General features: G+C 60.1%; 12 protein-coding genes. 3 read left to right on the top strand and 9 right to left on the bottom strand.

The window, feature by feature from the left end:
• Positions 1–40 precede the first annotated feature (40 nt).
• Positions 41–763, bottom strand: a complete 723-nt coding sequence (locus K1567_RS16045; RefSeq protein WP_034111079.1) for a response regulator transcription factor — start codon at positions 761–763, stop codon at positions 41–43.
• A 396-nt stretch (positions 764–1,159) separates the two neighbouring features.
• Between K1567_RS16045 and K1567_RS16040 the strand changes: the two genes are divergently transcribed.
• Positions 1,160–3,439, top strand: coding sequence for a CHASE2 domain-containing protein (locus K1567_RS16040; RefSeq protein WP_220698641.1), 2,280 nt, complete (start codon positions 1,160–1,162; stop codon positions 3,437–3,439).
• A gap of 182 nt (positions 3,440–3,621) precedes the next feature.
• On the opposite strand, the gene K1567_RS16035 is transcribed toward K1567_RS16040, so the two are convergent.
• The 4 genes from K1567_RS16035 to glyQ all read right to left on the bottom strand — a co-directional run bounded on the left by K1567_RS16035 (position 3,622) and on the right by glyQ (position 8,019).
• Complete coding sequence (locus K1567_RS16035) at positions 3,622–4,392, bottom strand: 1-acyl-sn-glycerol-3-phosphate acyltransferase (RefSeq protein ID WP_220698640.1); 771 nt, start codon at positions 4,390–4,392, stop codon at positions 3,622–3,624.
• A gap of 83 nt (positions 4,393–4,475) precedes the next feature.
• Complete coding sequence (gene gmhB, locus K1567_RS16030; RefSeq protein ID WP_167389864.1) at positions 4,476–5,012, bottom strand: D-glycero-beta-D-manno-heptose 1,7-bisphosphate 7-phosphatase; 537 nt, start codon at positions 5,010–5,012, stop codon at positions 4,476–4,478.
• A gap of 2 nt (positions 5,013–5,014) precedes the next feature.
• Positions 5,015–7,069: a glycine--tRNA ligase subunit beta gene (glyS, locus tag K1567_RS16025; RefSeq protein ID WP_034111082.1), complete on the bottom strand. Its 2,055-nt coding sequence runs from the start codon at positions 7,067–7,069 to the stop codon at positions 5,015–5,017.
• Complete coding sequence (glyQ, locus tag K1567_RS16020; RefSeq protein ID WP_003213601.1) at positions 7,066–8,019, bottom strand: glycine--tRNA ligase subunit alpha; 954 nt, start codon at positions 8,017–8,019, stop codon at positions 7,066–7,068. Before glyQ ends, glyS begins: the two co-directional genes overlap by 4 nt.
• Before the next feature lie 81 nt (positions 8,020–8,100).
• On the opposite strand from glyQ, the gene K1567_RS16015 reads away from it, so the two are divergent.
• Positions 8,101–8,658: a DNA-3-methyladenine glycosylase I gene (locus K1567_RS16015; RefSeq protein ID WP_034111085.1), complete on the top strand. Its 558-nt coding sequence runs from the start codon at positions 8,101–8,103 to the stop codon at positions 8,656–8,658.
• Positions 8,659–8,698: 40 nt separating this feature from the next.
• A complete protein-coding gene (locus tag K1567_RS16010; RefSeq protein ID WP_034101631.1) occupies positions 8,699–9,586 on the top strand; it encodes a lysophospholipid acyltransferase in 888 nt (295 codons plus the stop codon).
• Positions 9,587–9,681: 95 nt separating this feature from the next.
• Here the strand turns inward: K1567_RS16010 and K1567_RS16005 are convergent, their stop codons facing one another.
• From K1567_RS16005 to fmt, 4 genes are read right to left on the bottom strand one after another with little or no spacing between them, the layout of a single operon-like run.
• Positions 9,682–9,987 carry a tetratricopeptide repeat protein gene (locus K1567_RS16005; protein WP_034111087.1) on the bottom strand — a complete coding sequence of 102 codons (306 nt, stop codon included), beginning with the start codon at positions 9,985–9,987 and terminating at the stop codon, positions 9,682–9,684.
• A 17-nt stretch (positions 9,988–10,004) separates the two neighbouring features.
• Positions 10,005–11,378 (bottom strand): Trk system potassium transporter TrkA, encoded by a 1,374-nt coding sequence (gene trkA, locus K1567_RS16000; protein WP_034101634.1) that lies wholly within the window; start codon positions 11,376–11,378, stop codon positions 10,005–10,007.
• A 21-nt stretch (positions 11,379–11,399) separates the two neighbouring features.
• Positions 11,400–12,710 (bottom strand): 16S rRNA (cytosine(967)-C(5))-methyltransferase RsmB, encoded by a 1,311-nt coding sequence (gene rsmB, locus K1567_RS15995; RefSeq protein ID WP_034101636.1) that lies wholly within the window; start codon positions 12,708–12,710, stop codon positions 11,400–11,402.
• Positions 12,707–13,660 (bottom strand): methionyl-tRNA formyltransferase, encoded by a 954-nt coding sequence (fmt, locus tag K1567_RS15990; protein WP_034101638.1) that lies wholly within the window; start codon positions 13,658–13,660, stop codon positions 12,707–12,709. Before fmt ends, rsmB begins: the two co-directional genes overlap by 4 nt.
• Positions 13,661–13,712: the final 52 nt, after the last annotated feature.

Raw genomic sequence — 13,712 nt, 5'->3', positions numbered from 1 at the left:
GACCAGTTTTGCAAATGCTCCACGTGGAACATCGGCCTACTTAACCCGCCGAGCTGGTAGGAACACTTTCCAAGCGATAGCCATATCCATAAATGGTTAACAGCTGCCATCCCCTATCGGCAGTCAGTCCCAGCTTATTACGCAGTCGATAGATATGCGTATCTAGCGGCCGAGACGAGACCATTTCTTCGTGCGTCCAGAATCGCTCATAAAGGTATTCGCGAGACAGCGGACGCGCCAGATTGGCGAACAGGCAGCTGGCCAATCGGTACTCGCGCTCGGTGAGGTTGATCGGTTTTCCTGCGCGGGTGACTGTCAGTTCAGCATCGTCAAAAGTCAGGTCGTTGAAACTTTGCAGTTCATGGGTCGTGGATTTTTGCAGGCCATGCCGTCGAAGAACCGCGCTGACACGCGCCTTCAATTCATTCGGGCGAAACGGTTTGCTGACATAGTCATCGGCACCGCTGTTCAACGCCGTGACAATATCGCTTTCAGCGTCACGGCTGGTCAGCATAATGACCGCAGGGGGCGCATCCATGTGTTCGCGTGTCCAGCGCAGCAGTGCGATACCGGTGATGTCTGGCAACTGCCAGTCGAGTATCAGTAGATCAAAGGTTTCTCGACGTAACTGGCGTAGCAGGTCTTCACCCCGCTCGAAACAATGCAGGGTCCAAGGCTGTTCAGTGGTACCAGGGATCTGTCGCAGTGTCTGTTCCACCCGGCGCAATTCCGCGGGTTCGTCATCCAGTATTGCGACACGCATGGGTGGGTCCTTTCATTGAAGAGTACGGCAGCCGTCAGCCTGATCAAGGCACGTACTGCGCAGATGCCGGCCGTTGAATCTGAAGAATTGTGCTCAGAAACGGCGCTCCCTGGATCTCTCGGTAGGCTGAAGTCCATGAGCGGTTAACATGGAAATCCTCGCTACTCAGGTAGGGAAGATACCGACTCCCGATAGTAAGGAAAAGGATCAGCCGACGCATGAGCTGTCGTAGACTCCTGTCCGAGTTACCGCCAAATAATCCCATCGTGCTCAATTCGCCACGGGCAATGCCTTCATGAACTTCAAGCAGGAAACATCCTCCAGCGGGTCGAAAATGAGCTTCACTGGGGTCAAGGCGTGTGTGCCTATCCAGCCACTGCTTAGATACGGTGACCTATGATGCTTTGGGGCAAGGCTGAAAAACGCCAACCGACCTACGCCCAGCGGTTGTTTCATGGCCTGGTGCGCGAATGGGTGTGGATTGGCTTGCTGCTGCTGCCTATGACGGCCTACCTGTCGGTGAGTTCGGGGTTGGCGCTGAATAACTCCTTCTATGACACTTTTCGCCGCCTCACTCCTCTACCGGTGGATCCGCGCGTATTGCTGGTGACCATCGACGAACCGAGCCTCAAGAAACTGGGGCCGTGGCCATGGTCACGTAGCGTGCACGCCGATTTGATTGACCGCCTCAACGCTGCACAACCGGAAGGAGTTCTGTTGGATGTCATCTTCAGCGAACCTGAAGAACCTGCGAGCGACAAGCGCCTGTCTGACGCCTTATGTAACGCCGGCAATGTAGTGCTGCCGTTGGTTCGCGAAGGCTCTTCTCGCTACAGCCAGGCCGACGCGCAAATGTTGCCCCTGCTTAAATGTGCCAAAGGGCTGGGCCATATCAACGTAGAAGCCGACCCTGATGGCGTGGTGCGCAGTCTGTACCTACGTGAGGGACCTGCCGGTGCCACCGTCCCGCAGTTGGCCTGGTTGGCTTATGAAATGGGCAGGGAGCCGAACCCGATGCCGGGCACCCCGCAGGCGTCGATATCGCAACGTTGGCAGCGCGAGTATGGGGTTCGTGTCCCCGTTATTGCGTCTGATACCCGGTTTCCCAGCGTCTCTTATGTCAGCGTATTGCATGGTGAGGTACCACCTGAAATGCTGCATGGCCGCCTGATTTTGGTGGGGGCGATGGACTCAGGCCTGGGCGATTATTTTTTCAGCCCGCTCTCCTCCGCTGTCGGCGCCACGGCCGGGTTGGACATCCAGGCCAACGTTCTCAATGCCTTGCTCCAGGGACGCAGCATCGTGGATCTGCCAGGATGGCTGGCGGCGCTGCTAGCGACGAGTCTTGTGGCGGTGCTGCTGGGCCTGCTGCTTCATCGTCCCCGCTATGCCCTGTGGATGACCGTGGGCTGCATGCTCACGGCGTTGCTTATCGCTTTGGGGTTACTGCGGTTGGGTCACTGGTGGTCCCCCGCCGCGTGTTTGATCGGTTTGCTGCTCAGCTACCTGATCTGGAATTGGCGTCGCCTGAGTGTGATCCTGGCCTATTTCGGTTGGGAACTGGCGCGTCTGGATAACGAGCCCAAGGTGCTTCCCGAACGTCGCCGCGCACCCGCCAGCCGTGGTGATGTGTTGCAAGCACGCATTTTTGCCTTGGAACAGGCCGTCAGCCGCACGCGGGACACCCGCCGTTTTATGGCTGATGGGTTGGAATGCCTGCCGGTGGCCACGCTGATTACCGACCCCCGCGGCAATATTCTGTTGGCTAACCGCATTGCCCGTGAGGTGTTCGGTAATGACCTGGTCACCGAAAACCTGCTGGAGCAACTTGCCGATCTGGGCTATCCACCGCTGCACAATGGCGTGCGCCCCGCCCTGTCGGCGTTGGAATTGGTGGAGTTTCGCGACATCCATCAACGCAGTCTGCGCATGGAGCTTGCCCCGTTGCTACCGGCTGAAGGGGACATCGCCCTCGGCTGGCTGCTGAGTCTCACCGACCTGAGCAAAGAGCGCGAGGCCCAGCAGCATCGAGAAACCATGCTGCGGTTCCTGTCCCATGACCTGCGCGCGCCCCACTCGGCCATCCTCGCGTTACTGGATGTGCACAGCGGTGAGTCGCCGGTGTTTGCCCAGGTCGAACAACAAGTTCGACGTGCGCTGAGCCTTACGGAGTCATTTGTGCAGTTGGCGAAAGCTGAGGCCGACGGCTATCAATTCCAGCCGACTTTATTCGCCATGTTGGTGATGGATGCCTTCGACCAAGTGGCAGTGATCGCCCAGCTCAAAGGCATACACCTGGTTCATGACCTGGATGAGACTGACGAAGGCATGGTGTCAGCCGACCAATCGCTGCTGACGCGTGCGTTGTTTAACGTGCTGGAGAATGCCGTCAAATACTCACCTTCCGGGACTACCGTCAGGTTGAGTCACGCCAGTGAGCAGGGCTGGTTGGAATGCCGGATCAGCGACCAGGGCCCAGGTATAGCACCAGAGGATTTGCCGGAGCTGTTCAGCCAGTACCGGCGCTTTGATTCTGCACAGGGCAGCGAAGGGCTGGGGTTGGGGCTGACGATGGTTAAAGCGGTGGTTGAGCGCCATAGAGGCCGGATCGACTGCGAAAGTACACTGGGCAAAGGCACCGCCTTCAGCCTACGTTTGCCCCTTTTGGATGAATGAGAAACGGCTTTTTCACAGGCACAAAAAAACCGGTCATCAGGACCGGTTTTTTTTATAGCTGGAAAAACTTATGCACGGTTTTGGTGATTTTATTCTTTTTTTGAATATCCAACAAAATCAGGTAGTTATGCTTAAAAAAGAGCCATTTGCCAACAATCCGTGCACAGGTTATCCACAGAACTTCAAACGACTGGCGTGTCTACCACCACCGGCTCCGGAGGCAGCGAACCCATGGCCCGTTGCTGCGCTTCATTCCAAGCCTGAGCACGGTCGTTCAGTGCTGCAATAGCCCTTGGGCCCTCTTCTTCGGCGTACATCGGTTCGCCAATCACCACGGTGATCGTGCCTTCGCGTTTGGCCCAGCCAGTTTTTGGCCAGAATTTGCCGGCGTTATGGGCAATCGGCAATACCGGCAGATTGGCGTTGACCGCCAAAGCAGTCCCGCCACGGGAGAACTTGCCCACAGTGCCGTAGGGTACTCGTGTGCCTTCGGGGAAGATCAGTACCCACACACCATCTTTGAGTAGCTCATCGCCCTTCTTGGCAACGTGCTTGAGCGCGGCTTTGGGGTTGTCTCGATCAATCGCGATCGGCCGCAACATGGCCATGGCCCAACCGAAGAACGGAACATACAGCAGCTCGCGCTTGAGCACCTGGCTCAGGGGCGAAAAGTATGCCGAGAGAAAGAACGTTTCCCAGGTGCTCTGATGGTTCGACAGAATCACGCAAGGCTGCTGCGGGACGTTTTCCGCGCCCTTGACCTCGAAACGGATATTCAGGAATACCTTGGCCAACCACAAAGCGCAGCGGCACCAGTAGACGTTGATAAAGCGATAGCGCGCCTTGAACGGCAGGAACGGCGCAATAAAAAAGCTCAGGGTGCACCAGAGAAACGAACTGGTGCCCAGCAGCAGGTAAAAGAAAAAGGTTCTGATGGCCTGCAAGATCGACATGGCGGCATTTACCGTTGCGGGACACGGCCCGCCTGTTGAACAGCGCACTCCCGAACAATCCTTGGTCAGGAAGTCGAGGGCGGCTAGTTGTTGATAAGTTCTGCGGCAACTGCCGCCAGATCGTCAAAAATCAAAGTGCCTACCGGCAGGTTTTTCGCCTGGGTCTTTTCGCCTTTCCCGGTCTTTACCAAAACTGGCTGAGAGTCGACGGCCTTGGCCGCCTCCAGGTCACCGAGGCTGTCCCCGACGAACCATATCCCAGCCAATGGCACGTTGTAATGTTCTGCAATGGTTTTCAACATGCCCGGCTTGGGTTTGCGGCAATCGCAGCCCTCGTCCGGTCCATGGGGGCAGTACACCACCAACCCCACCTCACCGCCCTGCTCGGCCACCAACGTGCGCAAGCGCGCGTGCATGGCGTCCAGGGTTGCGAGATCATAGTAGCCACGGGCAATGCCGGACTGGTTGGTGGCGACGGCCACCGTCCAGCCGGCTTTGCTCAACTGCGCAATGGCCTCGATCGAGCCGGGCAGTGGAATCCACTCCTCCACCGACTTGATGTAAGCGTCGGAGTCGTAATTGATCACCCCGTCCCGATCGAGAATCAGCAGTTTCAGCATGGTCAGCTCAGGGTCGAAATATCGGCGATATTGACGAACAAGCCGCGCAGACGCGCGAGCATGGCGTAGCGGTTTTTCCGCACACCAGCATCTTCGGCATTGATCATCACCGCTTCGAAGAACGCATCCACCGGCTCACGCAAGGTAGCCAGGCGCGCCAGGGCTTCGGCGTAATTGCGTTCTGCAATCAGCGGTTTCACCGCATTCTCGGCCTTGGCGATGGCCGAGTTCAGCGAGAACTCCTTGGCATCGGCAAACAGGCCAGGGTCGACGTCGGCATTGCCCAGGCCTTCGGCCTTGCTCAGCAGGTTCGACACACGCTTGTTCACGGCCGCCAGCGCATCGGCTTCCGGCAACTTACGGAACGCCTGCACGGCTTGTACGCGCTGGTCGAAGTCCAGTGCCGAACCCGGTTGCAGAGCGCGAACCGACAGGTATACCGACACGTCCACGCCCTCGTCTTCGTAACGCGCACGCAGACGGTCGAACACGAATTCCAGCACCTGCTCAGCCAGGCCGGCCTGCTTGACCTTGCCGCCGAACTGGCCGACTGCGAACACCACGGCCTGGGTCAGGTCGAGGTCGAGCTTTTTGTCGATCAGAATGCGCAGCACGCCCAAGGCCGCACGGCGCAGGGCATAGGGGTCTTTGCTACCGGTCGGCAGCATGCCGATACCGAAGATGCCGACCAGGGTGTCCAGCTTATCGGCGATGGCCACGGCCGCGCCGGTCAGGGTGGAGGGCAACTCGGCGCCGGCACCGCGCGGCATGTACTGCTCGTTCAGCGCCAAAGCCACGTCGTTCGGCTCGCCGTCGTTGAGGGCGTAGTAGTAACCGGCGACGCCTTGCATCTCGGGGAACTCACCGACCATCTCGGTGGCCAGGTCGCACTTGGACAGCAAGCCCGCACGCGCGGCCCAGGCGGCATCACCGCCAATGCGCGGTGCAATGTAAGCGGCCAGTTTCGAAACCCGGACGGCCTTGTCATAGACACTGCCGAGTTTTTCCTGGAACACCACGTTCTGCAGGCGCAGGTTGAAGTCTTCCAGCTTCTGCTTCTTGTCTTGCTTGAAGAAGAACTCGGCGTCGGTCAGGCGCGGGCGAACGACTTTCTCGTTACCGGCGATGATCTGCTGCGGGTCCTTGCTCTCGATGTTGGCCACGGTGATAAAGCGCGGCAGTAACTTGCCATCCATGTCCAGCAGGCAGAAATACTTCTGGTTGTCCTGCATTGTGGTGATCAGGGCTTCCTGCGGCACGTCGAGGAAGCGCTCTTCGAACGAGCACACCAACGGCACCGGCCATTCAACCAGCGCGGTTACTTCGTCGAGCAGGTTCGGCGGCACGATGGCGGTGCCTTCCTGCAGGCGGGCCAGCTCTTCGGTGCGCTTGCTGATCAGTTCACGACGTTCATTGGCATCGGCCAATACGTAAGCGCCGCGCAGGTCACTGAGGTAATTGGCCGGCGAGGTGATGCGCACGCCTTGCGGATGATGGAAACGGTGACCGCGGGAGTCGCGGCCGGCTTTCTGGGCGAGGATAGTGCAGTCGATGACCTGGTCACCGAGCAGCATCACCAGCCACTGGGTCGGACGCACGAACTCTTCCTTGCGCGCGCCCCAGCGCATGCGCTTGGGAATCGGCAGGTCGTTCAGGGAGTCTTCGACAATGGTCGGCAACAGGCTGGCGGTCGGCTTGCCGGTAATCACCTGGCTAAAGCGCAGTTTCGGACCGCTTTGATCGATGTCGCTCAGCTCGACGCCACATTTTTTGGCAAAGCCAAGGGCGGCCTGGGTCGGGTTACCTTCGGCGTCGAACGCGGCCTGGCGCGGCGGGCCGTCGAGGTTGATGCTGCGGTCCGGCTGTTGGGTTTCCAGCGCGGTCAGCAACACCGCCAGGCGGCGCGGCGCGGCGTAGACTTTTTTCGCTTCAAACTTCAAACCTGCGGTCTGCAGGCCTTTTTCGATCCCGGCCAGGAACGCATCGGCCAGGGTATTGAGTGCCTTGGGTGGCAGCTCTTCGGTGCCCAGTTCAACCAGGAAATCTTGAGCACTCATTGTGCAGCCTCCAGCTTAGCCAACACTTCATCACGCAGGTCCGGGGTTGCCATCGGGAAGCCCAGCTTGGCGCGTGCCAGCAGGTAGGCTTGGGCGACGGAACGCGCCAGGGTGCGTACACGCAGGATGTATTGCTGACGCGCGGTCACCGAGATGGCGCGGCGGGCGTCCAGCAGGTTGAAGGTATGGGAAGCCTTCAACACCATTTCATAGCTCGGCAACGGCAGCGGCTGATCCAACTCGATCAGGCGCTTGGCTTCGCTTTCATAGAAATCGAACAGTTCGAACAGCTTTTCGACATTGGCGTGTTCGAAGTTATAGGTCGACTGCTCCACTTCGTTCTGGTGGAACACGTCGCCATAGGTGACTTTGCCGAACGGGCCGTCAGCCCATACCAGGTCGTAGACCGAGTCCACACCTTGCAGGTACATCGCCAGGCGTTCCAGGCCGTAGGTGATTTCGCCGGTCACCGGGTAGCACTCGATGCCGCCGGCCTGCTGGAAGTACGTGAATTGCGTCACTTCCATACCGTTGAGCCAGACCTCCCAGCCCAGACCCCAGGCGCCCAGGGTCGGCGATTCCCAGTTGTCTTCGACGAAACGGATGTCGTGTACCAGAGGGTCCAGGCCCACATGCTTGAGCGAGCCCAGGTACAGTTCCTGGAAATTGTCCGGGTTGGGCTTCAATACCACCTGGAACTGGTAGTAGTGCTGCAGACGGTTCGGGTTTTCGCCGTAGCGGCCGTCAGTCGGGCGGCGACTGGGCTGCACATAAGCGGCGTTCCAGGTTTCCGGGCCGATGGCCCGCAGGAATGTTGCGGTGTGGAAAGTGCCGGCGCCTACTTCCATATCGTAGGGCTGAAGTACCACACAACCTTGCTCGGCCCAGTATTGCTGGAGGGCGAGGATCAAGTCTTGGAAGGTACGCACGGCTGGCGTAGGCTGGCTCACGAAATTCACCTGTTACTTGGGCTGCGATTTAAAGAGCGGGAGTATACCCGATTCGGCCGCGCCACCATCCCCTGGAGCCTTATGCCACGCTGCTTTTGGTGTTCTGAAGATCCGCTGTACATGGCTTATCACGATCAAGAGTGGGGAACGCCGCTGCGCGATGCGCAGGGTTTGTTCGAGTTGTTATTGCTCGAAGGGTTCCAGGCGGGCCTGTCCTGGATCACCGTTTTACGCAAACGCGAGCATTATCGAAAGGTGTTGTTCGGCTTCGATGCCCAGCGCCTGGCGCGCTTGAGCGATGATGAAATCGAAGCGTTGATGCAGGACCCAGGCATCGTGCGCAATCGCTTGAAGCTCAACGCCACCCGCCGCAATGCGGCTGCCTGGCTGGCGCTGGAAGACCCGGTGGGCTTGCTATGGTCTTTCGTCGGTGGCGTGCCCAAGATCAATCACTTCAAGGATCGCAGTGAGGTTCCGGCGATCACGCCAGAGGCCGAGGCGATGAGCAAAGCCTTGAAAAAAGCCGGTTTCACCTTTGTCGGTCCGACCATTTGCTACGCCTTTATGCAGGCCTCGGGCATGGTCATGGATCACACTCAGGATTGCGACCGTTACGCGCAGTTGGTCAACGCCGGTTAGAATGCGCGCTTTGCGCACCGCACACGATCAGGAGTGACCTGTGGAAAAGTTTAAAGGCGCCTTGCTGGTAGGCGCTCTCCGGTTGTTCGCCCTACTGCCCTGGCGTGCTGTCCAGGCCGTCGGTACCGCGATTGGCTGGGTCATGTGGAAAACCCCCAACCGCTCTCGCGACACGGTGCGGATCAACCTCTCCAAATGCTTTCCGGACATGGACCCCGCCGAGCGCGAGCGGCTAGTCGGCCGCAGTCTGATGGACATCGGCAAGTCCCTGACCGAAAGCGCCTGCGCCTGGATCTGGCCGGCCCAGCGCTCCATTGACCTTGTGCGTGAAGTCGAAGGACTGGAAGTCCTGCACGAGGCTCTGGCGTCGGGTAAAGGCGTGGTGGGCATCACCAGTCATCTGGGCAACTGGGAGGTGTTGAACCACTTCTATTGCAGCCAGTGCAAACCGATCATTTTCTACCGCCCGCCCAAGCTCAAGGCGGTGGACGAATTGCTGCGCAAGCAGCGGGTGCAACTGGGCAACCGCGTAGCTGCGTCCACCAAGGAAGGCATCCTGAGTGTGATCAAGGAAGTGCGCAAAGGTGGCCAGGTGGGTATTCCCGCCGACCCGGAGCCGGCGGAGTCCGCGGGAATCTTCGTACCGTTCTTCGCCACCCAAGCCCTCACCAGCAAATTCGTGCCCAACATGCTCGCCGGCCACAAGGCTGTGGGCGTGTTCCTGCATGCCCTGCGCTTGCCGGACGGTTCGGGCTACAAAGTGATCCTGGAAGCGGCGCCGGAAGACATGTACAGCACCGACACCGCCACGTCCTGCGCGGCGATGAGCAAGGTGGTGGAACGTTACGTCGGCGCCTACCCGAGCCAGTACATGTGGAGCATGAAGCGCTTCAAGAAACGTCCGCCGGGTGAAGCACGGTGGTACTGACCCACTGCTGACCGAAAAACAACGGCAAACCAAATGTGGGAGGGGGCAAGTCGAATCGTCGCACCGCCCCTCCTACATTTTCGATCTGCTCGGGTTCAGCGGTCGAGTTTCTTCAGGAACACCATCATCTCTTTCTCGGCCTGCTTGTCGCCGTGGGCCTGGGCCGCTTCGACGCCCTTCTCCCACGCCTGTCGTGCTGCGGTGTTATCGCCCAGGCCCAATTGCGCCTTGCCTAACAACTTCCACGCCGCCGAATATTTCGGATCAAAGCCGACGCACCGCTGCAAATGCTCCGCTGCCTTGGCGTTGTCCTTCAAATCCAAATAACCCTTGCCCAGGCCAAAGCGCAGCAGCGAGTTATCCACACCCTTGGCGAGCATTTTCTCTAGGGGTTCAAGCATGCCGGCGTACTCCTAAATCAGAAAAAGCTCAGCCCCACGTGGAACAGTTTCTCCACGTCACGGATATGTTTCTTATCCACAAGGAAAAGGATGACGTGGTCACCAGTGGCGATCACCGTGTCGTCGTGGGCAATGATCACCTCTTCATCGCGAATGATCGCGCCAATGGTGGTGCCCGGCGGCAGGCCAATGTCGCGAATGGCCTTGCCGATGACCTTGCTCGACTTCGAATCGCCGTGGGCAATCGCCTCAATCGCTTCCGCCGCGCCCCGGCGCAGGGAGTGCACGCTGACGATATCGCCACGGCGCACATGGGCGAGCAAAGTGCCGATGGTCGCCAGTTGCGGGCTGATGGCGATGTCGATATCGCCACCCTGGATCAGGTCCACATAGGCCGGATTGTTGATGATGGTCATCACCTTTTTTGCCCCCAGGCGCTTGGCCAGCAGGGACGACATGATGTTGGCCTCGTCATCGTTGGTCAGCGCCAGGAAAATATCGGCGTCGGCGATGTTCTCTTCCACCAGCAGGTCGCGGTCCGAAGCGCTGCCTTGGAGTACGACCGTACTGTCCAAGGTGTCGGATAAATGCCTGCAGCGTGCAGGGCTCATCTCGATGATCTTGACTTGGTAGCGGCTTTCGATGGCCTCTGCCAAACGCTCACCGATTTGCCCGCCGCCAGCGATGACGATGCGCTTGTAGGTTTCGTCCAGACGGCGCATTTCGCTCATGACTGCGCGAATATTCGCTTTGGCGGCGATGAAAAACACTTCGTCGTCGGCTTCGATCACCGTGTCGCCCTGGGGCAGGATCGGCCGATCACGACGGAAAATCGCCGCCACGCGGGTTTCGACGTTCGGCATATGTTCGCGCAATTGGCGCAACTGCTGGCCCACCAAAGGCCCGCCGTAATAGGCCTTCACCGCTACCAGCTGCGCTTTGCCTTCGGCGAAGTCGATCACCTGCAAGGCGCCGGGGATCTCGATCAGGCGCTTGATGTAGTGGGTAACCACCTGCTCCGGGCTGATCAAGACATCCACCGGGATCGCATCGTTATCGAACAGCCCTGCGCGGGTCAGGTAGGCGGCCTCACGCACCCGGGCGATCTTGGTCGGCGTGTGAAACAACGTGTGGGCGACCTGGCAGGCGACCATGTTGGTTTCGTCGCTATTGGTCACGGCGACCAGCATGTCGGCGTCGTCGGCACCGGCTTGGCGCAGTACGGTAGGAAACGAGGCGCGGCCTTGTACGGTTCGGATATCCAGGCGGTCACCCAAATTCCGCAGACGCTCGGCGTCGGTGTCCACCACGGTGATGTCATTGGCTTCGCTGGCCAAATGTTCAGCCAACGTGCCACCGACCTGCCCTGCGCCTAGGATGATGATTTTCATCCGGTCACTCCCTCAAAGCCTTTAGCCGCGCGCGGCGGCGATCTTGATCAGTTTGGCGTAGTAGAAGCCATCGTGCCCGCCTTCCTGCGCAAGCAGTTGGCGGCCATGGGGCTGTTTGATACCGGCCGCGGTGGCGAGGTCCAGCTCCCGCGCCCCGCTGGTGCGCGCGAGAAAGGCTTCAATGACCTCGGTGTTCTCGGTGGGTAAAGTGGAGCAAGTGGCGTAGAGCAGAATGCCGCCGACTTCCAGGGTTGGCCACAGGGCATCGAGCAACTCCCCTTGCAGCGCGGCGAGGGCGGCGATGTCATCGGCTTGGCGGGTGAGTTTGATGTCCGGGTGGCGGCGGATCACGCCGGTGGCAGAGCATGGCGCATCGAGCAGAATGCGCTGGAAAGGTTTGCCGTCCCACCAAGTGGCGGTGTCGCGACCGTCGGCGGCAATCAGTTCGGCGCTCAGGCCCAGGCGCGCAAGGTTTTCCCGTACACGCACCAGGCGCTTGGCTTCCAAGTCGACGGCGACTACCTGCGCCAGGTCTTTTTCCACTTCCAGAATGTGACACGTCTTACCGCCCGGCGCGCAGCAGGCATCCAGCACACGTTGGCCTGGCGCCAGATCAAGCAGGTCGGCGGCCAGCTGTGCGGCTTCGTCCTGCACGCTGATCCAACCCTCGGCAAACCCCGGCAGGCTGCGCACATCGGTGGCGGCTTCGAGCACGATGCCGTCGACGCTGTAGGCGCATGGCGTGGCGCTGAGACCGGCATCGCTGAGCAGTTTCAGGTAGGCGTCGCGCTGATGATGGCGGCGATTGACTCGCAGGATCATCGGCGGGTGCGCATTGTTGGCTGCGCAGATGGCTTCCCACTGCTGCGGCCAAAAAGCTTTCAGGGATTTCTGCAACCAACGTGGGTGCGCGGTACGCACCACCGGGTCATGTTCAAGCTCGGCCAGCAGCGCTTCGCTTTCACGCTGGGCGCGGCGCAGCACGGCGTTGAGCAGGGCCTTGGCCCAGGGCTTTTTCAGTTTGTCGGCACAGCCGACGGTTTCTCCGATGGCGGCGTGGGCCGGCACCCGGGTGTAGAGCAGTTGATAGAGGCCCACCAAAAGCAGCGCTTCGACATCCGCATCCGCCGCCTTGAACGGCTTTTGCAACAGCTTGGCTGCCAACGCCGACAAACGTGGTTGCCAGCGGGCTGTGCCGAAGGCCAGGTCCTGAGTGAAACCGCGATCGCGATCTTCAACCTTATCCAACTGTGTGGGCAGCGAACTGTTGAGCGATGCCTTGCCGTTGAGAACGGCGGCGAGTGCCTTGGCGGCGGCCAGACGAGGGTTCATTGGACGGCTGCCCCGAGGACGGTACCCAGGGAAAACTTCTCACGTCGGCTGTTGAACAAATCGCTGAAATTCAGCGCTTTGCCACCGGGCAATTGCAGACGAGTCAGGCATAGCGCCTGTTCGCCGCAGGCCACCAGCAGGCCGTCCTTGCTGGCGCCGATGATCTCACCGGGCGCGCCGGTGCCGTCGGCCAAGGTAGCGGCCAGCACTTTCAGGGCTTCGCCATTGAGGGCGCTGTGGCAGATCGGCCAGGGGTTGAAGGCCCGCACGAGGCGCTCCAGCTCCACGGCCGGGCGGCGCCAGTCGATGCGTGCTTCGTCTTTGTTCAATTTGTGTGCGTAAGTGGCCAGGCTGTCGTCCTGCACTTCGCCTTCCAGGGTACCGGCAGCCAGGCCGGCGATGGCCTGGATCACGGCCGGCGGGCCCAGCTCGGCGAGGCGGTCGTGCAGGCTGCCGCCGGTGTCTTCGGCGGTGATTGGGGTGGTGACTTTCAGCAGCATCGGGCCGGTGTCCAGGCCTGCTTCCATGCGCATCACGGTCACGCCGCTTTCGCTGTCGCCGGCCTCGACGGCACGCTGGATCGGCGCCGCACCGCGCCAGCGCGGCAATAGCGAGGCGTGGCTGTTGATGCAGCCCAGGCGTGGGATATCCAGGACGGCCTGAGGCAGGATCAGACCGTAGGCCACCACCACCAGCAGGTCCGGTTGCAACGCGGCCAATTCGGCCTGGGCCTCGGCGTTGCGCAGGGTCGGCGGCTGCAGCACTGGGATGTTGTGTTCCAGCGCCAGTTGCTTGACCGGGCTCGGCATCAGTTTTTGCCCACGCCCGGCCGGGCGATCCGGCTGGGTGTACACCGCGACCACCTCATAGGGGCTGGCGAGCAGCGCCTTGAGGTGTTCGGCGGCAAATTCGGGTGTACCGGCAAAAACAATGCGCAGTGGCTCGGTCATGGGCGTTCTCGGTTAAAAACAGTCACAAAAGAAAAAGGCTTGCCGCAGCAAG

The organism is Pseudomonas sp. S5F11, from assembly GCF_019641515.1.
Taxonomy (GTDB): domain Bacteria; phylum Pseudomonadota; class Gammaproteobacteria; order Pseudomonadales; family Pseudomonadaceae; genus Aquipseudomonas; species Aquipseudomonas rhodesiae.
This window is presented reverse-complemented; position numbering and strand designations above follow the sequence as displayed.